This window comes from Stenotrophomonas sp. GW821-FHT01H02A (genome assembly GCF_059422145.1).
On sequence record NZ_JBWKWI010000002.1, the window covers coordinates 261,122 to 282,630 of the forward strand.

Consider the following 21,509-nt stretch of genomic DNA (forward strand, 5'->3'; position numbering starts at 1 on the left):
TGGGCCCGGGGGCGATTGTCGCCATCGGCACCCCAGAAACGGCCGGGCCCGCCGAAGCGGGCCCGGAAACGCAGGCGGGGCGGGCTTACTGCCCGGCCTTGACCGCCACGAAGGCACTGTTGCCGTTGGCGCGGACCAGCAGCATGACCACGTCCCCCTTGCGGTAACCGCCCAGCGCCTTGTTCAGCGCGGCGACGCTGCCGACCGGGGTCCGGCCGACCTGCAGCACCACCAGGCCCGGCGACAGACCGGCATCCCGCGCCGACTGGCCATTGACCCGGGTGATGCGCACGCCCTCGCCGGCGGACAGGCCCAGCTGCTGGCGTTGCGCGGCGGTCAGGTCGGCCACTTCCAGCCCGAGCAGGGCATTGGCGCCGGTCTCGGGCTTGGCCGCTTCGGCGGCCGGACGGGCAGGACCACGCTCGGCGTCTTCGGCCAGCTCGGTCAGGGTGGCGGTGATCTTCCGTTCCTTGCCATCGCGCAGCACGCTCAGGCGGACCTTGCTGCCCGGCGGCAGCGCGCCGATGGCCGGTGGCAGATCACTGAAGGTATTGATCGGGCTGCCATTGACCGAGCGGATCACGTCACCGGGCTCGATGCCGGCCTTGAGCGCCGCGCTGCCCGCGACCACCTCGTTGACCAGCGCGCCGCGGCTGTCCGGCAAGCCCAGACCCTGCGCCTTGAGCCCATCGATCGGGCCGACCGCTGCGCCCAGCTGGCCACGGCTGACCCGGCCGGAGGTCTTGATCTGCTCGACCGCGCCCATGGCCAGGTCGATCGGGATCGCGAAGCTCACGCCCATGTATCCGCCCGACCCGGACAGGATCTGCGAGTTGATGCCGACCACCTCACCCCGGGTATTGAGCAGCGGGCCACCGGAGTTGCCCTGGTTGATCGCCACGTCGGTCTGAATGAAGGGCACGTAGCGCTGGTCCGGGCCGCCGGTGCTGCGACCGACCGCGCTGACCACGCCAGCGGTCACCGAATGGTCCAGCCCGAACGGCGAGCCGATCGCGACCACCCACTGGCCCGGCTTGAGCGTGTTGGAATCGCCCACGCGCACGGTCGGGAGGTTCTTGGCGTCGATCTTGAGCAGGGCCACGTCGTACTGCTGGTCGCTGCCGACCACCTTGGCGGTGAACTCGCGGCGGTCGCTCAGCTTCACCTTCACTTCGCTGGCGTCGGCCACCACGTGATGGTTGGTAAGCACGTAACCGTCGGCGGAAATGATGAAGCCCGAGCCCATGCCGCGGCCACGGATGCTCGGCGTGCCGTCATCGGGGCCATCGGCGCCCGGTCCGGGCATCTGGAAGTCCGGCCCGAAGAAACGGCGGAAGAATTCCGGCATGTCCTGGTCTGCGGGACCGGCCATGCGCGCCTGGCGGTTGCTGCGCACGATGGTGGTCTCGACATTGACCACGCCCGGACCGACCTGTTCGACCAGGTTGGTGAAGTCCGGCAGGCCACTGACCAGCTGCGGGGCCGGCGCACGCGGCGCGGCCGCCGCCGGGGCGGCAGTGGTGGCCGGCGACGGCGACTGTGCGCAGGCCACCAGCGGGAGCGTCATGGCGATCAGCGCCAGGGCGTGGGTACGGATACGGGCGGTCATCAGACACGAACCTCCGGGTCAGGGAACAAAGGGGGGGGACGCTCCGGCAACGCGGCCGGAGCGGAACGTCAGGGCGACGATGCTCAGTCGCGGTGCCGGCGTGCGGGTTCGGCCGCCTCGGGCGACTCCTGCAGACGCGGCTCGAAGGGATAGAACGCCGCCTGTGGTGCCTGCGTGGAGAAGCTAGCATTGAGCGCGCCGCCGGCGGCCGGCGCCAGGCTGGACCGCGGCCAGGGCTTGGCCTGCAGGCTGCCGACCTCACCGAACGGGAACTGCCGCGCGGTCGACGCGGGCATGGCCGGGGTCAACGGCGCCTGGCTGGCGACGGCCCGCTGCGGCTCGACACTCCGCTCCGCGGCGCTGCGCGCGGCCTGCTGGGTACGGGTGGCGCTGGCGCGGCGGGCAGTGGCCACGTCCTGGCGGCGGCTGGCCGCCGCCACCGCGGCAGCCGGCACCGCAGCCACGGCGAGCGCCTGTTCGGCGGCCGACGCCTCGGTGACCGGGGCGGCCGGCAGTTCGGCCTGGCTGGCGATGATGGTGGTCGGCGCGTCCAGCGGGGCCGGGGCCGGCAGCTGCTCGCGGGTCATGAACATCGCCACCGCGGCCACGGAGGCGGCCAACGCTGCGCCACCGCCCCAGCGTCGCCAGCCGCCACGGCGTTCGGCGCTTCCCTGGCTGCGCTCGACCCGGGCCTGCGTCGCCGGGGCGGGCTCCACGGCCACGGACTGACGCACGCGGTCGGCGAAATCGGCGGGGGCCGGTGCGCAGGCCTGACCGCGCAGCACATCGCCCAGCATCTGCCAGCGTTCGTTGCAGCTGGACAAGGCCTCGTCGTGCTCCAGCCGACGCAGCATGAAACGCGCTTCATCGGCCGACAGCTCGCCGTCGATCAACGACGACAACTGCTGACGGTAATGGGCGTCGAATTTATCGGGGGACGCGCCCCGGGAAGCATCATTGGACATATCGTGGCTCATGCGCGGCTCTTCTCGCGGGTGGCGCTGCCCACATCGAGCAGCGGCCGAAGTTCAGTGTCGATCGCCTCGCGGGCACGGAAAATCCGCGACCGCACGGTGCCGATCGGGCACCCCATCTTCTGCGCGATTTCGTCGTAGCTCAGGCCGTCCACCTCGCGCATGGTGATGGCCGATCGCAGTTCTTCAGGCAACGCGGAGACCGCCTTCATCACCGTCTGTTCCAGTTCCTGGCGCATCAACTCGCGTTCGGGCGTGTCGGTATCGCGCAGGCGGGTACCGCTGTCGTACTGCTCGGCGTCCCCGATTTCGATGTCATCGGTGGGCGGACGGCGGTTGTGCGCGGCGAGATGGTTCTTGGCAGTGTTCACGGCAATCCTGTGCAACCAGGTATAGAACTGGGCGTCGCCACGGAAACTGCCGATCGCGCGATAGGCGCGGACGAAAGTGTCTTGGGCCACGTCCTGACATTCACTCCAGTCCGCGATGTAGCGCCCGATCAGCGCGATGACCCGATGCTGGTACTTGCGCACCAGGACATCGAACGCCGCGCTCTCGCCACGCTGCACACGTCGGACCAGCTCCAGGTCCAGCTCCTGTGGTGTTTCAACCTCGGCCATGGGGGGCCGCACTCCTGTCAGCCCAACCGACGTCGGGCAATGAGACTGCCAATCCCGGGAAAAGTTCAGCGCTTGATCACGCAGCGCCGCACCAGCTTTTAACCACCGTTCCGTTAAGGTTTCCGATCCAGGCAATGAATCGGCGGTATCTCTCCCCCAGCTATAGGGATTTGACGGGGAGGAAACAACCTCTGGATCATAGCCCCCTTCTCCATACACAACCGGATGGAACGTTCCCATGCTCTCAGGCTTCGATGGGCTCCGCTTCTCGCATTGGCACCCGCAGATCCGTGACGATGGCGTCGTGGTGCTCAGCCTCGACCGCCATGACAGCAGCGTCAACGCCATGTCGCAGGACGTGCTGCTCGAATTGGGTGACCTGATCGAGCGGATCGCGATGGACCCGCCCAAGGCGGTGATCATCCAATCGGTCAAGGCGGCCGGCTTCATCGCTGGTGCGGACTTGAAGGAGTTCCAGGAATTCGACCGCCGCGGCACCGTCAATGACGCCATCCGCCGCGGCCAGAGCACTTACCAGAAGCTGGCCGAACTGCCCTGCCCGACCGTGGCCGCCATCCATGGCCACTGCCTGGGCGGTGGTACCGAGCTGGCGCTGGCGTGCCGCTACCGCGTGGCCTCCAACGATCCGTCCACCCGCATCGGCCTGCCGGAAACCCAACTCGGCATCTTCCCGGGCTGGGGCGGCAGTTCGCGCCTGCCGCAGCTGGTCGGTGCGCCGGCGGCCATGGACATGATGCTGACCGGCCGCAATCTGTCGGCCCCGGCCGCCCGCAACATCGGCCTGGTCGACAAGGTCGTGGCACCGGCGGTGCTGCTCGATACCGCCGTGTCCCTCGCACTGGAGGGGACCACCCGCCCGTTCAAGCAGCGCGCGACCGCATGGATCACCAACACCTGGCCGGCACGCAAGCTGCTCGCCCCGCAGATGGCCAAACAGGTGGCCCGCAAGGCGCGCAAGGAGCATTACCCGGCGCCATATGCATTGATCAATACCTGGGCACGCACCGGCGGCAGTCCGATCCAGACCCGCCTGGATGCCGAGCGCCGCGCGGTGGTGAAGCTGGCCGGCACGCCGACCGCACGCAACCTGATCCGCATCTTCTTCCTGACCGAGCGCCTGAAGGCGCTTGGCGGCAAGGACCATGGCATCCAGCACGTGCACGTGGTCGGTGCGGGTGTGATGGGCGGCGACATCGCCGCGTGGTCGGCCTACAAGGGCTTCAACGTGACCCTGCAGGATCGCGAGCAGCGCTTCATCGACCCGGCCATGGAGCGCGCGCAGGCGCTGTTCGCCAAGCGGGTCAAGGACGACAGCAAGCGTCCGGCCGTGGCCGCGCGCCTGAAAGCCGATCTCGCTGGCGAGGGCGTGGCCCTGGCCGATCTGGTGATCGAAGCGATCATCGAGAATCCGGAGGCCAAGCGCGACCTGTACCAGTCGCTGGAGCCGAAGATGAAGGCCGATGCACTGCTGACCACCAACACCTCTTCGATCCCGCTGGACGACCTGCGCGACCATATCCAGCGCCCGGCGCAGTTTGCCGGCCTGCATTACTTCAACCCGGTCGCGCAGATGCCGCTGGTGGAAATCATCCACCACGATGGCATGGCCGCGGAGACCGAGCGCCGCCTGGCGTCGTTCTGCAAGGCACTGGGCAAATTCCCGGTGCCGGTCGCCGGCACCCCCGGCTTCCTGGTCAACCGCGTGTTGTTCCCGTACATGCTCGAAGCCGCCACCGCCTACGCCGAAGGCGTGCCCGGCCCGGTGCTGGACAAGGCCGCGGTCAAGTTCGGCATGCCGATGGGCCCGATCGAACTGCTCGACACCGTCGGCCTGGACGTGGCGGCCGGCGTGGGCAAGGAACTGGCGCCCTTCCTCGGCCTGCAGGTACCGGCTGCACTGGCGACGGTGGAACCGGGCAAGCGCGGCAAGAAGGACGGGCAAGGCCTGTACAAGTGGGAGAATGGCCGCGCGCAGAAGCCCGACGTCCCCGCGAACTACGAGGTTCCTGCCGATCTGGAAGACCGCCTGATCCTGCCACTGCTCAACGAGGCGGTGGCCTGCCTGCACGACGGCGTCGTGGCCGACGCGGACCTGCTCGATGCGGGCGTGATCTTCGGTACCGGCTTCGCCCCGTTCCGCGGTGGCCCGATCCAGTACATCCGCGCCACCGGCGCCGATGCGCTGGTCGAACGCCTCAAGCTCCTCCAGCAGCGTCATGGCGATCGCTTCGCCCCGCGCCCGGGCTGGGACTCGCCAGTGCTGCGCGAGCCGGTGATCTGAGGACCGCAACAACGCCAGCTTATGCTGGCGTTGTTTTTTGCATCCGCTCGCGCGTGAAACCAGAACAACCTGTTACCGGTACAGGCCTCCCGCCCCCACCCCCTGCATGCGATCCTCCCGCTCTGTCCCCGCCAGCGAGACCGCCCGCATGACGACCATCATCGCCCCCCGCATCCATGACATCGGTGGCCTGCAGGTCCGCCGCGCCGTGCCGACCCTGCAGGCGCGCAGCATCGGGCCGTTCGTCTTCGTCGACCAGATGGGCCCGGCCGTCCTCTCGCCGGGCACCGGCATCGACGTACGCCCGCATCCGCATATCGGCCTGGCCACCGTCACCTTTCTCTGGTCCGGCGCCATCGGCCATCGCGACACGCTGGGCTCGGATCAGGTGATCCGCCCCGGCGACGTCAACTGGATGACCGCCGGCCGCGGCATCGCCCACTCCGAACGCACGCCCGCCGTCGAACGCGAGCACGAGCATCCGTTGCACGGGATGCAGACCTGGCTCGCGTTGCCGAAGAGTGCCGAAGAGACCGATCCCGCGTTCTACCACCATGCTGCCGCCACCCTGCCCCAGCAGCGCCGTAACGGCGCCTGGCTGCGTGTCATCGCCGGCCGCGCGTACGGCGAAGAATCCCCGGTCAAGGTCTTCGCCGACACTCTCAACGTCGCCATCGACCTGGATGCCGATGCGGAAATCGACCTCGATACCGGCCACGCCGAGCGGTCGCTCTATATCCTCGAAGGCCAGGCCCAGCTGGATGGCGTCGACGTGCCTGCGCAGCACCTGATCATCCCCGAGCCCGGTGCCCGCGGCCGCCTGCGCGCCAAGACCCCGATCAAGGCGATGCTGATGGGCGGCGAACCACTGGACGGCCCGCGCCACCTCTGGTGGAATTTCGTCTCCAGCTCCACCGAACGCATCGAACAGGCCAAGCACGACTGGGAATCGGGTCGTTTCGGCACCATCCCCGGCGACGACAAAGAGTTCATTCCCCTGCCCACGTACTGAGCTGAAACGACGCCATCGACCGTTCGTCGGGTGTTGACGCCGCCGTCACCCCGATGAACCCCGATTCAGCTACGTTGCGCCTGCCCACCCCGGGCATAACGTGGAGCACATCGATGAGCATGGGCAAGCGTCTGGCCGCCGAGTTCCTGGGCACGTTCTGGTTGGTGTTGGGTGGGTGTGGCAGTGCCGTACTGGCCGCCAAGTTCGGCGGCGACGGCAATCCGCTGGGGATCGGTTTTCTGGGCGTGGCGCTGGCCTTCGGCCTGACCGTGCTGACCGGCGCGTATGCGTTCGGGCACGTGTCCGGCGCGCACTTCAATCCGGCCGTGAGTCTGGGCTTGTGGGCCGGTGGACGATTCCCCGCCCGTGACCTGTTGCCCTACATCGTCGCGCAGGTGCTGGGCGGCGCCCTGGCCGGCTTCATCCTGCTGCAGATCGCCTCCGGCGCGCCCGGTTTCCAGATCGATGGCAGCCAGGCCGGCGCGTTCGCCAGCAACGGCTATGGTGCGCTCTCTCCGGGCGGCTACAGCGTCGCCGCGGCCTTCCTGTGCGAGGTGGTGCTCACCGCGTTCTTCCTGATCGTGATCATGGGCTCGACCCATGGCAACGCACCGGCCGGCTTCGCCCCGATCGCGATCGGCCTGGCCCTGACCCTGATCCACCTGATCAGCATTCCGGTCACCAATACCTCGGTCAATCCGGCGCGTTCCACGGCCGTGGCCCTGTTCGCCGGCAGCGGTGCGCTGGGCCAGCTCTGGCTGTTCTGGCTGGCGCCGTTGCTGGGCGGACTGATCGGCGGCATCGTCTACAAGTGGATGGGCACCGCGCCCCGCTGAACCCAGGGCCGGGCGGGCATCGGCCCGTCCGGCCTGGGATGAAAGATTCAGCTGAAACCGTTATTTGTACACGGAGTCACATTCCGTTAAGGTCCCGATCACTCGTCCGACGCTGACGGCAGCGAGTGATCCGGTACGCGCGCGGGGAATGCGCCACCACGGCCTGGGTTGTCGACGGCCACCGGAACGCCTGTCAGCGACGGACGCGATCATCGACCCTGGGGGAATGCATGAACGTCCTGCGCGCTGTCGTATGTGTGTGTCTGCTGATGTCTGCCGGCGCCGTCACGGCGCAGTCGACCAGCGAATGTCCGTCCCTGCCCGCCAGCAGCGGCCTGCAATGGCAGCAGCTGGCCCAGCGTGACCTGATCCTGTGCAAGGCCAGTACCGCCGATGGGCGCGAGGTGCTCAGCCTGACCCTGAGTGCGCGCAATCCCGAGCTGCCCTTGAACCGTTCACTGCGCCAGGAAAAGGGCAGCTTCGCGGGGGAAACGCTGTATTGGTACCAGCCCGACCTGGGCGGCCAGAAGCCGCCGGGCTACGACACCCGCCGCATCACCGTGGTCAAGTTCGACAAGAACCGCTTCGCCCAGATTGCGCTGTATGCCGGTGATGCCAACGAACTCGGTTCACTGCAGTCGCTGGCGCAGGGCATGAATCTGACGCCTTCGGCCGTCGCCGCAGGGCGCTGAGCATGACGGGAATGCAGCCAGGCATGCATTCCCGTCGATACCCCACCTTCGTCCCGCCCCCGCGATCCCGGGGCGGGCGAGCCTCAGAAGCGGCCTTCCTGGAAATCCACGAACGCCTGCATCAGCTCCTGCTTGGTGTTCATCACGAACGGCCCATGCCGCATCACCGGCTCGCGCAGCGGACGCCCCGCCACCAGGATCAGGCGCGCACCGGTGTCGCCCGCACGCACGGTCAGCTGCTCGCCGCCGCCCAGCACCGCCATTTCCTGGCGGGCCACCGGACGTGCGTCGTCGCCTTCGCCAATCTCCAGGCCGCCTTCGAATACGTAGGCGAACGCGTTGTGCCCATCGGGCAGCGTGTAGCGCCAGCCCGCGCGCGCATCCAGGGTGATGTCCAGGTACACCGGGTCCGTGGCCGGCTGCACGATCGGTCCGACCGTGTCACCCACCTGGCCGGCAATCACCTTCACCTGCACGCCGTCGGCCGGCGCCGTCACCGGGATATGGTCCGGCGCGAACTCCTGGTACTTCGGGTCGGTCATCTTGTCGCGCGCGGGCAGGTTCACCCACAGCTGGAAGCCGCGCATCTGGCCCGATTCCTGCTCGGGCATTTCCGAGTGGATCAGGCCGCGGCCCGACGTCATCCACTGCACGCTGCCCGGCGTGAGCAGGCCCTCGTTGCCGTGGTTGTCCTTGTGCCGCATGCGGCCATCCAGCATGTAGGTGACGGTTTCGAACCCGCGATGCGGGTGGCTGGGGAAGCCGGCGATGTAGTCCTCGGCACGGTCCGTGCCGAATTCATCCAGCAGCAGGAACGGGTCCAGGTCGGGCAGCGAGGGGCCACCGATCACGCGCGTCAGGCGCACGCCGGCGCCATCGGAGGTGGCCATGCCACGGATGGTGCGCAGCACGCGCACCGGGGTTGGGCTGCTCATGATGACTCCAGGCTCGGGGAACTCCCGACAAGATGGGCGCGCAGGCCCCGGCGGCCAACCGCCACGTCCGCAACCGATTGTTCCAAGCGTGATGTTCCGATGGCGTGCACGGCCACGCGCCGCGCCCACCCTACGACCAAAGTACTAGCGGCCAGCCCCCGCCATTGCATTGACCCGGTCAGTGCCAAGGCGGACTCTTACGACGATCTCCAGGGAGACGCAATCTCATGAAAGGTTTTTCGAAACTGGGTTGGGCAGTCATCGCTCTGCTCGGCGCCTTCTGTCTAGGCACCGTCGCGCTGCGCCGCGGTGAACCCATCAATGCGCTGTGGATCGTCGTCGCTGCGGTCTCCATCTATCTCATCGCGTACCGCTTCTACAGCCTGTTCATCGCCGACAAGGTGATGCAGCTCGATCCCACCCGGGCCACGCCTGCGGTGATCAACAACGATGGCCTGGACTATGTCCCGACCAACAAACACGTGCTGTTCGGCCACCACTTCGCGGCGATCGCGGGCGCAGGCCCGCTGGTCGGTCCGGTGCTGGCCGCGCAGATGGGCTACCTGCCCGGCCTGCTCTGGCTGGTCGTGGGCGTGGTCGTGGCCGGCGCGGTGCAGGATTTCATGATCCTGTTCCTGTCCAGCCGCCGCAACGGCCGCTCGCTGGGCGACCTGGTGCGCGAGGAAATGGGGCCGGTACCCGGCACCATCGCCTTGTTCGGTGCCTTCCTGATCATGATCATCATCCTGGCGGTGCTGGCGATGGTGGTGGTCAAGGCGCTGGCCGAAAGCCCCTGGGGCATGTTCACGGTGATCGCGACCATGCCGATCGCGATCCTGATGGGCGTGTACATGCGCTACATCCGCCCCGGCAAGATCGGTGAGATCTCGGTGGTCGGGCTGATCCTGCTGTTGGCCGCGATCTGGTTCGGCGGCAAGGTCGCCGCCGATCCGGTCTGGGGCCCGGCCTTCACCTTCACCGGCATCCAGATCACCTGGATGCTGATCGGCTACGGCTTCGTCGCTTCGGTACTGCCGGTGTGGCTGCTGCTGGCCCCGCGCGACTATCTGTCCACCTTCCTCAAGATCGGCACCATCGTGGCGCTGGCGATCGGCATCCTGATCGTCATGCCCGAGTTGAAGATGCCGGCCCTGACCCAGTTCGCCGCCAGCGGCGACGGCCCGGTCTGGAAGGGCGGGATGTTCCCGTTCCTGTTCATCACCATCGCCTGCGGTGCGGTCTCCGGTTTCCATGCCCTGATCGCCTCGGGCACCACGCCCAAACTGCTCGCCAATGAGCGCCACATGCGCTACATCGGCTACGGCGGCATGCTGATGGAATCGTTCGTCGCGGTAATGGCGCTGGTGGCCGCCTCGATCATCGATCCGGGCATCTACTTCGCGATGAACGCGCCGGCCGCTGTCATCGGCCCGGATGCGGTGTCCGCCGCGGCGTACATCAGCAATACGTGGGGCTTCATCATCACGCCCGAGCAGCTGGAGGCCACGGCCGCGGCGATCGGCGAGCCGACCATCCTGCACCGCGCCGGCGGCGCACCGACGTTGGCGGTAGGCATCGCGCAGATCCTGCACGAGGCGATCCCGAGCGGCAGCAACGCGATGATGGCGTTCTGGTACCACTTCGCGATCCTGTTCGAAGCACTGTTCATCCTCACCGCGGTCGACGCCGGTACCCGTGCCGGCCGCTTCATGCTGCAGGACCTGCTGGGCAACTTCATCCCGGCCCTGAAGAAGACCGAATCGTGGACGGCCAACATCATCGCCACGGCCGGCTGCGTGGCACTGTGGGGCTACCTGCTCTACACCGGCGTGGTCGATCCGTTCGGCGGCATCCAGACCCTGTGGCCGCTGTTCGGCATCTCCAACCAGATGCTGGCCGGTATCGCGCTGATGCTGGGTACCGTGGTGCTGTTCAAGATGAAGCGTGACCGCTTTGCCTGGGTCACCGGTGTGCCGGCGGTGTGGCTGCTGATCTGCACCACCTATGCGGGCCTGATCAAGATCTTCGACAGCAACCCGGCGCAGGGCTTCCTGGCCCAGGCCCACAAGTACCAGGATGCGATCGCCACCGGCACCCTGACCGCCCCCGCCAAGACCGTCGGCCAGATGCATCAGATCGTGGTCAACGCCTACGTCAACACCGGCCTGACCGTCCTGTTCCTGTTCGTGGTGTTCTCGATCCTGTTCTATGCGATCAAGACCATCTTCATGGCCCGCCGCACGCCGCAGCGCACCGACAAGGAAACCCCGTACGTGGCGCTGCAGCCGCACCAGATGGCGGACCTGTGATGAGCACCGAACTCGTTCCTGCCGGTCAGTACCAGGCCCACCGCCGCATCTGGCGGCGCCTGGTGCAGACCGCGCGGCTGTGCTGCGGCATTCCCGACTACGACAACTACGTTCGCCACGTGCTGGAGAAGCATCCTGACCGCGTACCGATGGACTACAAGACGTTCTTCCGCGAGCGCCAGGAGGCACGGTACAGCGGCAAGAACGGGGGGCGTTGCTGCTGAGGGACCGCGGCAGGTGACCCTGCAGAACGGCGGCGCGAATGCGCCGCCGTTCTGCATTGGATCAGTGGTGGCGGCTCACCGCCGCTGCCAAAAAAGAGGCGGCCATCAAGGCCGCCCCGGAACACGACAGGGATGGCCCGCTTACGCGCCCGCCATCCATTTCAGGATCAGCCCGGTCACATACGCCAGGCCGGTACCCGTGGCATAACCCACGGTGCCCAGCAGCACGCCGACCGGTGCCAGCGACGGATGGAACGCCGCGGCGACCACCGGTGCCGACGCGGCCGCACCGATGTTGCCCTGCGAACCGATCGCGAAGAAGAACAGCGGCGCGCGCATCAGCTTGGCCGCGATCCACAAGACCAGGATGTGGGTCAGCATCCAGATCGCGCCAAGCGCGAACAGCCACGGACGGTCGAGCAGCGAGAGCAGGTCCATCTGCATGCCGATGCAGGCGATCAGGAAGTACAGGAACAGCGTGCCCAGGCGCGAGGCACCGGCCGCCTCCAGCCTGCGCGCGCGGGTGAAGCTCAGGCACAGGCCGAGGGCGGTGGACAACAGCACCACCCAGACGAAGGCGCTATCCAGGCTGAACTGGCTCGCCCAGCTCACATTGGCCTTGAACCAGCCGCTCAGCGGCGCGGCGATCGCATGCGCCAGTCCGACGCCCCCCAGCGCCACGCCGACGATCACCATCAGATCGGTCAGGCTCGGGATACGGGCGTTCTGCGCCTCGTAGGCGGAGATGCGCTCCTTCATTTCATCGATGGCGCGGGTATCGGCGCCGTTGCGGGTATCGATCTGCTTGGCGCGGTTGGCCAGGAACAACAGCACTGCCATCCACAGACTCGCGCAGGCCACGTCCACCACGGCGAACTGACCGAATGTGGTCGCATCGGTGCCGAACACTTCGCGCATCGCCACCATGTTGGCGCCGCCGCCGATCCAGCTGCCGGCCAGGGCGGCCATGCCCTTCCAGGTGTCACCGGCCACGGTGGCCGGGTGGATCCAGGACATCGTCTGGAACGACACGATCGCACCGAGGATGATGCCCAGCGTGCCGGCGCAGAACACCGCCAGCAGCTTCGGGCCCAGCTTCATGATGCCCTTCAGATCGATCGAGAGCGTCAGCAGCACCAGCGCTGCCGGCAACAGCACGTCACGCGCGATCGGGTTGTACAGCGAGGTGTTGTGGCCGTCGATGAGGCCGGCGGTGTTGTAGATGGCCGGGATGAAGTAGCACAGCAGCAGCGCCGGCACCCACGCGAAAATCTTCTTGAGCAGTGGGGTCGGGCCACTGGCGGCCCAGAAGATCACGGCCAGGGTGGCGGCGATCAGGCCGAGGCCGACGATGTCATTGGTGATCAGGGCAGTACTGGGATCGGTCGGCATCAAGCCATCCTCTGTCGATCGAAGGGATAAAAAAAAGCGCCGCATAGAGCGGCGCCTCCGGAGCTTAACATTGTCTTCACGCCACCACACTTTGCGGCGCAGCGCAGCGTGCAGGCCATTTACGACACGGGCGGCGACGCACGCTCATCCCGGCCCGGCAGCGAGGCCCCCAGATCCAGAATGACGCAGGTGCCACGTGGCACGCAGGGCTCGATCTGCAATGCCCAGCCCAGGTGCTCGCAGAGCCGCGCGATCAGCTCCAGGCCGATGCCACTCTGCTCATTGCGATCGCCGCGTGCCATGCGTGCATGCACCGCTGCGATCTCCTCCGGGCTCATGCCCAGTCCGGGATCCTGCAGCGTCACCACGGCCTGCTCGGACACGTGGATGTGGATGGTGCCGCGGCCGCTGTTCTCGATCGCGTTGCGCAACAGGTTGCCGATCGCCGCCTGGACCACGCCGAGTGGCGCGACGATGTCCACGCGTGCAAGGCCATCGATCTCGATGCGCAGGTCCTTGTCGCCCATCAGGTGGCGGTGGTCTTCGATGATGTCCGGCACCAGCAGGTCCAGCGGAATGCGCTCGCCCAGCGCGGCCAGCCGTGCCGGGTCGCGCGCCAGCACCAGCAACAGCTGGATCAGCTGTTCCACCCCCTGGGCCGTGCGGTGCACGCGCTGCATCTGCTGGCGGGCGCGCTCGGGGAGGTCCTGCTGGCCCAGTGCCAGCTCGGAGGCACCGGTGATCACCGCGATCGGCGTGCGCAGTTCATGGCTGGCCGTACTGATGAAAACGCGTTCGCGCTCGACGAACTGCTCATTGCGTGCCAGATAGTCATTGAGTGCATTGGCGATCACGTACAGCTCGGAACTGGCGCGCGGATCCACCTCCACCCGCTGCCCGGGAACGCCGGGCCGCAGTTCGTCGATGCGCCGGGCCAGCGAGCTCAGCGGCCGTACCAGCCGGCCGACACCGAACGAGGCCATCAGCACGGTGACGATGATCATCAACACGCCGGCCAACAGCACCCAGCGCGTGGCGAACTGCTCCAGCTCGTGGAAATCGTTGATGTCCAGCACCAGTGCCAGCCGCCCCAGCTGGCTGGTTTCGCGCACCATCACGGCGCTGGCGCGACCATTGACCTCGACGCCGTCGTGCAGTCCCGGATGCAGCGTGCGCAGGCTCTCGGGCACGGTCGCGCTGCCGTTGATGTAGAACAGCCGCAGCGTGTCCGAATCCTGCCAGCGATAGTGCGGCTCGTGTTCGATGTGGTTGACGATGCTGTCCAGCTCGGAGTTGAGCAGCGCGCGCCATGCCGAGTGCTCGGCATGTTCATGCACGTAATTGCCCACGCTGAACACCGCCAGCGAGATCAGCGCCAGATAGCCCAGCAGCCACCACACCATGCGCCGGTGCATGGGCGCAGGCCTAGGCACGCGGTTACGCCTCCACATCGTTGCTGTCCGTCGCCGCTACGCCGAGACGATAGCCGACCCGTGGCAGAGTGTGGATCAGCTTCTGCTGGAACGGGCCGTCCACGCTGCGGCGCAGTTCGTAGACATGCGAGCGCAGCAGGTCGCCATCCGGCAGTTCATCACCCCACAGCGCGAATTCCAGCTGCTGCCGGGTCACCGCACCAGGACTGGCGCGCATCAGCACCTCCAGCAGTTTGCGGCAGGCCGGATACAGGTGCAGCGGCCTACCATCGCGCTGTGCTTCCAGCGTGGCCAGATCCAGCTTGAGGTCGGCCACTTCCAGCACCTTGCGCGGATTGCGCCCGTTGGCGCGCACCATCAGCGCTTCCAGCCGGACTTCCAGCTCGGGCAGTGCGAACGGCTTGGTCAGGTAGTCATCGGCGCCGGCACGGAAGCCGGCGATCTTGTCCGGCAGTTCATCGCGCGCGGTGAGCATGATCACCGGCACTTCCGAGCCATGGTCGGCACGCAACCGGCGCAGCACTTCCGGGCCTTCCATGCGCGGCAGCATCCAGTCCAGGATCAGGGCGTCATGCGGCTGCGATACGGCCAGGTGCAGGCCGGTCACGCCATCGGGCGCGACGTCCAGCACATGGCCCCGTGATTCGAAGTAATCGAATAGATTGGCAACCAGCTGACGGTTGTCTTCAATGACCAGCAGCCGCATGGGACACTCTCTTGACGGTTGGGCGCATGGTAGCCGGAACCGTGTCGGAATCCGGTCGCAACGGGGTGGTTACGACGCTTTTCCTACGCTGTCGGGGAGACAGTGGCTGTTTTGCCGATGGGCCTGGGCGTGACCGAATCCTTCTTCCTGCGGCGGTGGCCGCGCGTGCTGGTGTGCCTTGCCCTGCTGCTGGCGCTGGCGGCCGGCATCGGCCTGCGCCAGCCTTCCCCGCCCGATGAACCCCGCTTCGTGCTGGCGGCGCGGGCCATGGTCGAGTCCGGGCAGTGGCTGCTGCCGCACCGGGGCAGTGAGTTGTATGCGGAAAAGCCGCCGGTGTTCATGTGGATGCAGGCCGCCAGCCACCAGCTGTTCGGCGGCTGGAGCATCGCCTTCCTGGTGCCGTCGCTGCTCGCGGCCCTGCTGACCCTGTGGCTGACCTGGGACCTCGGCCGGCGCCTGTGGAACCGCCGGGTCGGCTGGTGGGCCATGCTTGCCTTGTTCAGCTGCCTGCAGTTCGGCCTGATGGCCAAGCGCGCCCAGATCGACATGGTGCTGGTGGCGATGACCACGCTGTCGTTGTGGGGCCTGCTGCGGCACCTGCTGGAAGGCCGCAACCGGCCGGCGCTGTGGCTGGCCGGCTTCGCCGCCGGCCTGGGCACGGTCACCAAGGGCGTGGGCTTCCTGCCGCTGCTGGTGCTGCTGCCGTTCGCTGCATGGCGCTGGCGCGCGCGCGGCACCGTGCTGCCCCCCGGCACCGCCCGTGACCTGTGGTGGCTGCTGCCGGCCTTCCTGCTTGGCACGGCCGTCTGGCTGGCGCCGTTGGGGGTCGCTCTGCTGCACTCGGCCGACCCGGCCCTGCATGCCTATGCGCGCGAACTGCTGTTCAAGCAGACCGGCACCCGCTACGCCAATGCCTGGCACCACGTGAAGCCGGCTTGGTACTACCTGCAGGTGATGGCGACCTTGTGGCTGCCGGGCAGCCTGCTGCTGCCGGCGCTGATCCCGGCATGGTGGCGCCGCCTCAAGCGCCTGGATGGACGCGGATGGCTGCTGTTGGGCTGGGCCCTGCTGGTGCTGGTGTTCTTCAGCGCCAGCCCGGGCAAGCGTGAGGTCTACATCTTCCCGATGCTGCCCGCGCTGTGCCTGGCAGCGGCGCCCCTGCTGCCCGGGCTGCTGCGCCGTGCCGGGCTGCGCTGGCTGCTGTGGGCGTATGTCGCCGTCCTCGGCGCAGCGGCTCTGTACGTGGGCACCCAACTGTGGTCGGCGAGCGCATGGGCCCATGCGCAGCTGGCGCGGCGCGCCATGCCCGATACGCTGCTGCCCGTCCTCGGCGGCTGGCTGATCGCCTTCGGCGTGGTGCTGTTGGCGCTGGCCCTATGGTGGCGCCAGCGCCGGGCGGGCGCGCTGGTGGTCGCGGCTGCCTTCCTGCTCTGGAACCTGTACGGCTGGGTGCTGATGCCCACCCTCGACCCGTACAGCTCTGCCTCGGCGGTGATGCAGCGGGTTGGCCTCCGCATCGGGCCGGATGCCGAGCTCGGCGTGGTGGCCTGGCGCGAACAGAACCTGCTGCAGGCCGACCGCCCGGTGACCGATTTCGGCTTCAAGACGACCTGGGACCTGCAATGGCAGGCTGCGGGCCCGTGGCTGTCGCAGGCCCCGCGCCAGCGCTGGCTGCTGGTCCTTGATGAAGCAATAAGCCCCTGCGTGGACCCCGCAGCGGTGATCGAGATCGGCAGCGCCAACCGCAACCGCTGGCTGCTGTTGCCGGGCACTGCGTGGCAGGCCGGCTGCCACGCCGCCGTGACCGCCAGCGACACCGCGCAGGACGAGGAAGACTGAACGACAGGGCGCACTTAACCGGCGGCGAACGCCGCTCCGACCGCTCTCCGACAACCCGCTGACGACCATGGCGCCGGAATCTCCCGCCGGCCCCTCTGTCCATGTTCCCAGCGTCCACCGTTGCCCTTTCCCCCGCGTCGGCTGCCACCGTCTCGCCCGGTTTTCTCCGCGGCCATCTCTGGCTGCCGCTGGGCGCGACACTGCTGGCCAGTGCAGTGCTCATGGGCGCCGGTGGCGACCAGTGGCTGGCCGACCGCCTGTATCGGCTCGAAGGGCAGCAGTGGGCGCTGCAGAACGCCTGGCTCACCACCCACCTGATCCACCAGGCCGGCAAGTGGGCCAGCAGTGCCGCGGCGCTGCTGGCGATCGTGCTGTGCGGCCACGCTTGGCGCACCGAACGCGCGGCCGGGTGGCGCTGGCCGCTGCTGTACCTGGTGCTGGCGGTCGCGCTGGGCACCGGCGTGGTCTCGCTGCTCAAGTCGCTGACCAACATGGATTGCCCATGGGATCTGGCGCGCTATGGGGGCACCCGCGAGTTCATCGGCCTGTTCGCCACCCGCCCGCCGGGCATGCCGCGCGGCGTGTGCTTCCCCGGCGGGCACTCCAGCGCCGGCTTTGCCTGGATCAGCCTTTACTTCGTCGCGTTGATGATGCGACCGGCGTGGCGCTGGCGCGGCCTGGCGGTCGGCCTGCTGGCCGGCGGGGTGTTCGGGTTCTCGCAACAGCTGCGCGGTGCGCATTTCCTGTCGCATGATCTGTGGACGCTGGCCACCTGCTGGGCAGTGTCGCTTGGCCTGTTCCTGCTGGTTGAACGGGTGCGCCTGCGCGACCACAGCCCGGCGCCGGTCACTGCACAGGGAGGAGCGGCATGAGCGCCACCCTCCCGCGCACCCGGCGCATTGCGCTGCTGGCCACCCTGGGTACCTGGCGCCCGCACTGCACCACCGAAACCCTGATCCTGCTCACCAGCGTGTTCTTCGCGGTGGCCTGCAACGGCCTGTTCTGGCACAGCGCGATGGCCACCCACCCGGGCAGCATCGGCTTCGGCGTCTCGCTGTTCCTGTTCCTGGTGGGGGCGCACTGCCTGCTGATGGGGCTGCTGGTCTGGCGCTGGAATGCCAAGGTGGTGCTGAGCGTGCTGCTGATCGGCACCGCACTGGCGGCCCACTACATGAGCAGTTACCACATCTATCTGGATGCGGACATGCTGCGCAACGTGCTGGCAACCGACCACAAGGAAAGCCGCGAACTGATCACGCCCACCTTGATCGCCCCACTGCTGCTGTTGGCCTTGGCGCCGATGCTGCTGCTGTGGCGCGTGCAGCTGCGCCGGCGCACCCTGGGCAGGGCGCTGCTGTGGCGCGTTGGCTTCCTGCTGCTGTCGGCCCTGATCGCCTTCGGCGGGGCGATGCTCTCCTTCCAGGAGATGTCCTCGCTGATGCGCAACCAACGCGAAGTGCGCTATCTGGCCACCCCGGGCAACTTCCTGCTCGGCCTGCCCAAGGCGCTGCGCGGCGACAACCCGATCCAGCGCGCCCCGAAACTGCCGATCGGGACCGATGCCAAGGCTACTCCGCGCGCGGTCGGCAGCCGCCCGCGCCTGTTAGTGATCGTGATGGGCGAAACCGCACGCGCACAGAACTGGGGGCTCAACGGCTATGCCAAGCAGACCACGCCGGAACTGGCCCAGGCCGGGGTGATCAATTTCCCCGACATGCACTCGTGCGGCACCAGCACCGAGGTCTCCCTGCCCTGTCTGTTCTCGCCGTATGGGCGGCACGACTACGACGAAAAGAAGATCCGCGCGCACCAGTCGCTGCTGCACGTGCTGGACCACGCGGGCATCAGCACGTTGTGGCGCGACAACCAATCCGGTTGCAAGGGCGTGTGCGAAGGCCTGGAAATGCAAGCGCTGGGCGATGCCAAGCACCCGACCCTGTGCGCCAACGGGCGCTGCATGGACGAGATCCTGATCGAAGATCTGGCCACCCAGGTCCGCGCCAGGTCCGGTGACCGCGTGGTGGTCCTGCACCAGCTGGGCAACCACGGGCCGAGGTACTTCGAACGCTATCCGCCGCGCTTCCGCCGCTTCACCCCGACCTGCGATACGCCGGACCTGGGCAAGTGCAGCCGCGAGCAGATCACCAACAGTTACGACAACGCGCTGCTGTACACCGATCACCTGCTCTCGCGCACGATCGGCACACTGAAGGGCATGGACGACTACGACACGGCGATGATCTACCTCTCCGATCACGGCGAATCGCTGGGCGAGAAGGGCCTGTATCTGCACGGTGTGCCGTACGCGATCGCCCCGCAGGAGCAGACCCGCGTACCAATGACGATGTGGTTCTCGCCGTCGTTCGCCGCCAACCGCGGGCTCAACCTGGCCTGCGTGCGTGAGCGCGCGGGCAGATACACCGACCACGACAATCTGTTCCCGTCGGTCCTGGGGCTGATGCAGGTCAAGACATCAGTGTATGAGCGTGACCGCGATCTGTTTGCAGGGTGCGAAGTCTGATCAGGGCCGGGCTTGCTGCCCTGCCCCTTGCGGTGCGCCCGGCGCTTCACTAGCCTTCGCCGGTCTGTCACCACCCAAGGATGTGCCCGTGAACCACCGCCCGCTCCTGCTGGCCCTGGCAGTCAGTGCTGCCGCACTGACCCTGGCGGCCTGCCAGAAGGAACCCTCCCCCGCCGATGCACCGGCCACGGGCACCACCCAGTCCAAGGAGACCGCGGACCAGTTCATCGCCCGCGTCAACGCCGAGTACAAAGCCATGTACCCGGAAATGACTTCGGCGCAGTGGCTGTCCTCGACCTACATCAATGACGATTCCGAGCGCGTCGCGGCCAAGGCCAACGAGCGCTGGCTCACTGTGCTCAACGGCTGGATCACCCAGGCCGGCCAGTACGACGGCCAGCCCATGAGCGAAGACACCAAGCGCCAGATCCACCTGCTCAAGCTGATGACCTCCATGCCCGCCCCGCGCGACCCGGCCAAGCTCTCCGAGCTGACCCGCATCGCCAGCCGCATGGAAGGCGCCTACGGTTCCGGCAAGTACTGCACCGACGAAGCCAACCCGCAGACCTGCCGCCAGCTCGGCGACCTGGAGCAGGTGCTCGCGCGCAGCCGCGACTACGACAAGCAACTCGACGCCTGGCAGGGCTGGCATGCCACCACCAAGCCGATGCGCGCCGATTACCAGCGCTTCGTCAGCCTGGTCAATGAAGGCGCCAAGGAAATGGGCTTCGCCGATGCCGGCCAGATGTGGCGCAGCGGCTATGACATGCCCGCCGACCAGATCGGTCCGGAAACCGATCGCCTGTGGGACCAGGTCAAGCCGATGTACGAGCAGCTGCACTGCTATGCGCGCACCAAGCTCGATGCCACCTACGGCAAGGACAAAGCCGAGGTCAACGGCGGGCTGATCGCTGCGCACCTCACCGGCAACATGTGGCAGCAGGATTGGTCCAATCTGTGGGACCAGCTGGAACCGTACCCCGGTGCCGGCAACCTGGACATCACCGCCGCGCTGGAAAAGCAGTACCAGACCAACCTGAGCGGCGCGCTGGCCAAGGCCGGCAGCGGCGCCAACGTCGAAGCGCTGTACAAGGCCCAGCGCGAGGCCGAACTGCGCACCGCCAAGCAGATGACCGAGCGCGCGCAGGACTTCTACGTCTCGCTCGGCATGCCGGCGCTGCCCAAGTCGTACTGGGACAAGACGCAGTTCATCAAGCCGCTGGACCGCGACGTGGTCTGCCACGCCAGCGCGTGGGACATGAACATGGACGGCGACGTGCGCACCAAGATGTGCATCAAGCCGAATGAAGAAAACTTCACCACGATCTACCACGAGCTCGGCCACATCTATTACGACCTGGCCTACAACCCGCTGCCGCCGTTGTTCCAGGGCGGTGCCAACGACGGCTTCCACGAAGCGATCGGCGACACCATCGTGCTGGCGATGACCCCGCAGTACCTCAACTCGATCGGCCTGGTCGACACCCCGCAGGAAAGCCGCGAGGCGACCATCAACGCGCAGATGCGCATGGCCCTGAGCGGCGTGTCGTTCCTGCCGTTCGGGCTGATGATCGACCGCTGGCGCTGGGGCGTGTTCGACGGTTCGATCACCCCGGACCACTACAACCAGGCGTGGTGGGACCTGAAGGCCAAGTACCAGGGCGTGGCCCCCGCCAGCGCGCGCGGTGAGGAATTCTTCGACGCGGGCGCCAAGTACCATGTGCCGGGCAACACCCCGTACACCCGCTACTTCCTGGCGCGCATCCTGCAGTTCCAGTTCTACAAGGGCCTGTGCGATGCATCCGGTTACAAGGGCCCGTTGCACCAGTGCAGCTTCTACGGCAACAAGGAAGCCGGCCAGAAGTTCTGGGCGATGCTGAGCAAGGGTGCCAGCCAGCCGTGGCAGGCCACGCTGAAGGAAATCACCGGCGGCGACAAACTCGATGCCGGCCCGATGATCGAGTACTTCACCCCGGTCAACGAGTGGCTCAAGCAGCAGAACCAGGGCCAGATGTGTGGCTGGCAGGTGCCGGCCAGCACGACGGCCGCAGCCACGACGGCACCGGCAACGACCAAGCAGTAATCCAACGCGCAAACCTGACAAT

Annotated in this window: 17 protein-coding genes; 10 read left to right on the plus strand and 7 right to left on the minus strand. The window is 67.4% G+C overall.

The window, feature by feature from the left end; translation table 11 throughout:
- Positions 1-85: 85 nt before the first annotated feature.
- From AC07WC_RS04590 to rpoE, 3 genes are all read right to left on the minus strand, one after another.
- A complete protein-coding gene (locus AC07WC_RS04590; protein WP_495208951.1) occupies positions 86-1,609 on the minus strand; it encodes a DegQ family serine endoprotease in 1,524 nt (507 codons plus the stop codon).
- Between the two features lie 83 nt (positions 1,610-1,692).
- The gene (locus tag AC07WC_RS04595; protein ID WP_495208952.1) at positions 1,693-2,586 is read right to left on the minus strand and encodes a sigma-E factor negative regulatory protein; all 894 of its coding nucleotides are present in this window, start codon (positions 2,584-2,586) and stop codon (positions 1,693-1,695) included.
- Positions 2,583-3,203, minus strand: a complete 621-nt coding sequence (gene rpoE, locus AC07WC_RS04600) for an RNA polymerase sigma factor RpoE (RefSeq protein ID WP_313219082.1) — start codon at positions 3,201-3,203, stop codon at positions 2,583-2,585. Before rpoE ends, AC07WC_RS04595 begins: the two co-directional genes overlap by 4 nt.
- Positions 3,204-3,441: 238 nt before the next feature.
- Between rpoE and AC07WC_RS04605 the strand changes: the two genes are divergently transcribed.
- The 4 genes from AC07WC_RS04605 (at position 3,442) to AC07WC_RS04620 (ending at position 8,045) form a co-directional block, all read left to right on the plus strand.
- Positions 3,442-5,505 (plus strand): 3-hydroxyacyl-CoA dehydrogenase NAD-binding domain-containing protein, encoded by a 2,064-nt coding sequence (locus tag AC07WC_RS04605; RefSeq protein WP_495208953.1) that lies wholly within the window; start codon positions 3,442-3,444, stop codon positions 5,503-5,505.
- Between the two features lie 148 nt (positions 5,506-5,653).
- Entirely contained in the window at positions 5,654-6,517 is an 864-nt protein-coding gene (locus AC07WC_RS04610) for a pirin family protein (RefSeq protein ID WP_495208954.1), read from the plus strand.
- Positions 6,518-6,630: 113 nt separating this feature from the next.
- Positions 6,631-7,353 (plus strand): aquaporin Z, encoded by a 723-nt coding sequence (gene aqpZ / locus AC07WC_RS04615; RefSeq protein WP_495208955.1) that lies wholly within the window; start codon positions 6,631-6,633, stop codon positions 7,351-7,353.
- Between the two features lie 230 nt (positions 7,354-7,583).
- Positions 7,584-8,045 (plus strand): hypothetical protein, encoded by a 462-nt coding sequence (locus tag AC07WC_RS04620; RefSeq protein ID WP_495208956.1) that lies wholly within the window; start codon positions 7,584-7,586, stop codon positions 8,043-8,045.
- Between the two features lie 83 nt (positions 8,046-8,128).
- Here AC07WC_RS04620 and AC07WC_RS04625 read toward each other — a convergent pair whose 3' ends face one another.
- Entirely contained in the window at positions 8,129-8,980 is an 852-nt protein-coding gene (locus tag AC07WC_RS04625; protein ID WP_495208957.1) for a pirin family protein, read from the minus strand.
- 227 nt (positions 8,981-9,207) lie between these two features.
- Here AC07WC_RS04625 and AC07WC_RS04630 point away from each other — a divergent pair, with 227 nt between their 5' ends.
- Positions 9,208-11,289 carry a carbon starvation CstA family protein gene (locus tag AC07WC_RS04630; RefSeq protein WP_495208958.1) on the plus strand — a complete coding sequence of 694 codons (2,082 nt, stop codon included), beginning with the start codon at positions 9,208-9,210 and terminating at the stop codon, positions 11,287-11,289.
- The gene (locus AC07WC_RS04635) at positions 11,289-11,513 is read left to right on the plus strand and encodes a YbdD/YjiX family protein (RefSeq protein WP_019183464.1); all 225 of its coding nucleotides are present in this window, start codon (positions 11,289-11,291) and stop codon (positions 11,511-11,513) included. The genes AC07WC_RS04630 and AC07WC_RS04635 overlap by 1 nt, the downstream gene beginning before the upstream one ends.
- A 141-nt stretch (positions 11,514-11,654) precedes the next feature.
- Here AC07WC_RS04635 and AC07WC_RS04640 read toward each other — a convergent pair whose 3' ends face one another.
- The 3 genes from AC07WC_RS04640 to AC07WC_RS04650 all read right to left on the minus strand — a co-directional run bounded on the left by AC07WC_RS04640 (position 11,655) and on the right by AC07WC_RS04650 (position 15,044).
- Entirely contained in the window at positions 11,655-12,905 is a 1,251-nt protein-coding gene (locus AC07WC_RS04640; protein WP_495208959.1) for a DUF819 family protein, read from the minus strand.
- A 119-nt stretch (positions 12,906-13,024) separates the two neighbouring features.
- Positions 13,025-14,320: a sensor histidine kinase gene (locus tag AC07WC_RS04645; protein ID WP_495208960.1), complete on the minus strand. Its 1,296-nt coding sequence runs from the start codon at positions 14,318-14,320 to the stop codon at positions 13,025-13,027.
- A 22-nt stretch (positions 14,321-14,342) separates the two neighbouring features.
- The gene (locus AC07WC_RS04650) at positions 14,343-15,044 is read right to left on the minus strand and encodes a response regulator transcription factor (RefSeq protein ID WP_495208961.1); all 702 of its coding nucleotides are present in this window, start codon (positions 15,042-15,044) and stop codon (positions 14,343-14,345) included.
- A gap of 117 nt (positions 15,045-15,161) precedes the next feature.
- Here AC07WC_RS04650 and AC07WC_RS04655 point away from each other — a divergent pair, with 117 nt between their 5' ends.
- The 4 genes from AC07WC_RS04655 to AC07WC_RS04670 all read left to right on the plus strand — a co-directional run bounded on the left by AC07WC_RS04655 (position 15,162) and on the right by AC07WC_RS04670 (position 21,487).
- Positions 15,162-16,883: a glycosyltransferase family 39 protein gene (locus tag AC07WC_RS04655; RefSeq protein WP_495209112.1), complete on the plus strand. Its 1,722-nt coding sequence runs from the start codon at positions 15,162-15,164 to the stop codon at positions 16,881-16,883.
- A 95-nt stretch (positions 16,884-16,978) separates the two neighbouring features.
- Positions 16,979-17,755, plus strand: coding sequence for a phosphatase PAP2 family protein (locus tag AC07WC_RS04660; protein WP_495209113.1), 777 nt, complete (start codon positions 16,979-16,981; stop codon positions 17,753-17,755).
- Complete coding sequence (locus AC07WC_RS04665) at positions 17,752-19,404, plus strand: phosphoethanolamine transferase (protein ID WP_495208962.1); 1,653 nt, start codon at positions 17,752-17,754, stop codon at positions 19,402-19,404. The genes AC07WC_RS04660 and AC07WC_RS04665 overlap by 4 nt, the downstream gene beginning before the upstream one ends.
- 88 nt (positions 19,405-19,492) lie before the next feature.
- The gene (locus AC07WC_RS04670) at positions 19,493-21,487 is read left to right on the plus strand and encodes a M2 family metallopeptidase (RefSeq protein ID WP_495208963.1); all 1,995 of its coding nucleotides are present in this window, start codon (positions 19,493-19,495) and stop codon (positions 21,485-21,487) included.
- Positions 21,488-21,509 lie beyond the last annotated feature (22 nt).

What these genes read in the sequence shown, in the direction of transcription:
- AC07WC_RS04620 (WP_495208956.1), top strand. Translation starts at nt 7,584, where the DNA reads ATGAACGTCCTGCGCGCTGTCGTATGTGTGTGTCTGCTGATGTCTGCC.
- AC07WC_RS04630 (WP_495208958.1), top strand. Translation starts at nt 9,208, where the DNA reads ATGAAAGGTTTTTCGAAACTGGGTTGGGCAGTCATCGCTCTGCTCGGC.
- AC07WC_RS04595 (WP_495208952.1), bottom strand. Translation starts at nt 2,586, where the DNA reads ATGAGCCACGATATGTCCAATGATGCTTCCCGGGGCGCGTCCCCCGAT.
- rpoE (WP_313219082.1), bottom strand. Translation starts at nt 3,203, where the DNA reads ATGGCCGAGGTTGAAACACCACAGGAGCTGGACCTGGAGCTGGTCCGA.
- aqpZ (WP_495208955.1), top strand. Translation starts at nt 6,631, where the DNA reads ATGAGCATGGGCAAGCGTCTGGCCGCCGAGTTCCTGGGCACGTTCTGG.
- AC07WC_RS04655 (WP_495209112.1), top strand. Translation starts at nt 15,162, where the DNA reads ATGGGCCTGGGCGTGACCGAATCCTTCTTCCTGCGGCGGTGGCCGCGC.
- AC07WC_RS04625 (WP_495208957.1), bottom strand. Translation starts at nt 8,980, where the DNA reads ATGAGCAGCCCAACCCCGGTGCGCGTGCTGCGCACCATCCGTGGCATG.
- AC07WC_RS04590 (WP_495208951.1), bottom strand. Translation starts at nt 1,609, where the DNA reads ATGACCGCCCGTATCCGTACCCACGCCCTGGCGCTGATCGCCATGACG.
- AC07WC_RS04610 (WP_495208954.1), top strand. Translation starts at nt 5,654, where the DNA reads ATGACGACCATCATCGCCCCCCGCATCCATGACATCGGTGGCCTGCAG.
- AC07WC_RS04650 (WP_495208961.1), bottom strand. Translation starts at nt 15,044, where the DNA reads ATGCGGCTGCTGGTCATTGAAGACAACCGTCAGCTGGTTGCCAATCTA.
- AC07WC_RS04645 (WP_495208960.1), bottom strand. Translation starts at nt 14,320, where the DNA reads ATGCACCGGCGCATGGTGTGGTGGCTGCTGGGCTATCTGGCGCTGATC.
- AC07WC_RS04640 (WP_495208959.1), bottom strand. Translation starts at nt 12,905, where the DNA reads ATGCCGACCGATCCCAGTACTGCCCTGATCACCAATGACATCGTCGGC.
- AC07WC_RS04605 (WP_495208953.1), top strand. Translation starts at nt 3,442, where the DNA reads ATGCTCTCAGGCTTCGATGGGCTCCGCTTCTCGCATTGGCACCCGCAG.
- AC07WC_RS04635 (WP_019183464.1), top strand. Translation starts at nt 11,289, where the DNA reads ATGAGCACCGAACTCGTTCCTGCCGGTCAGTACCAGGCCCACCGCCGC.
- AC07WC_RS04665 (WP_495208962.1), top strand. Translation starts at nt 17,752, where the DNA reads ATGAGCGCCACCCTCCCGCGCACCCGGCGCATTGCGCTGCTGGCCACC.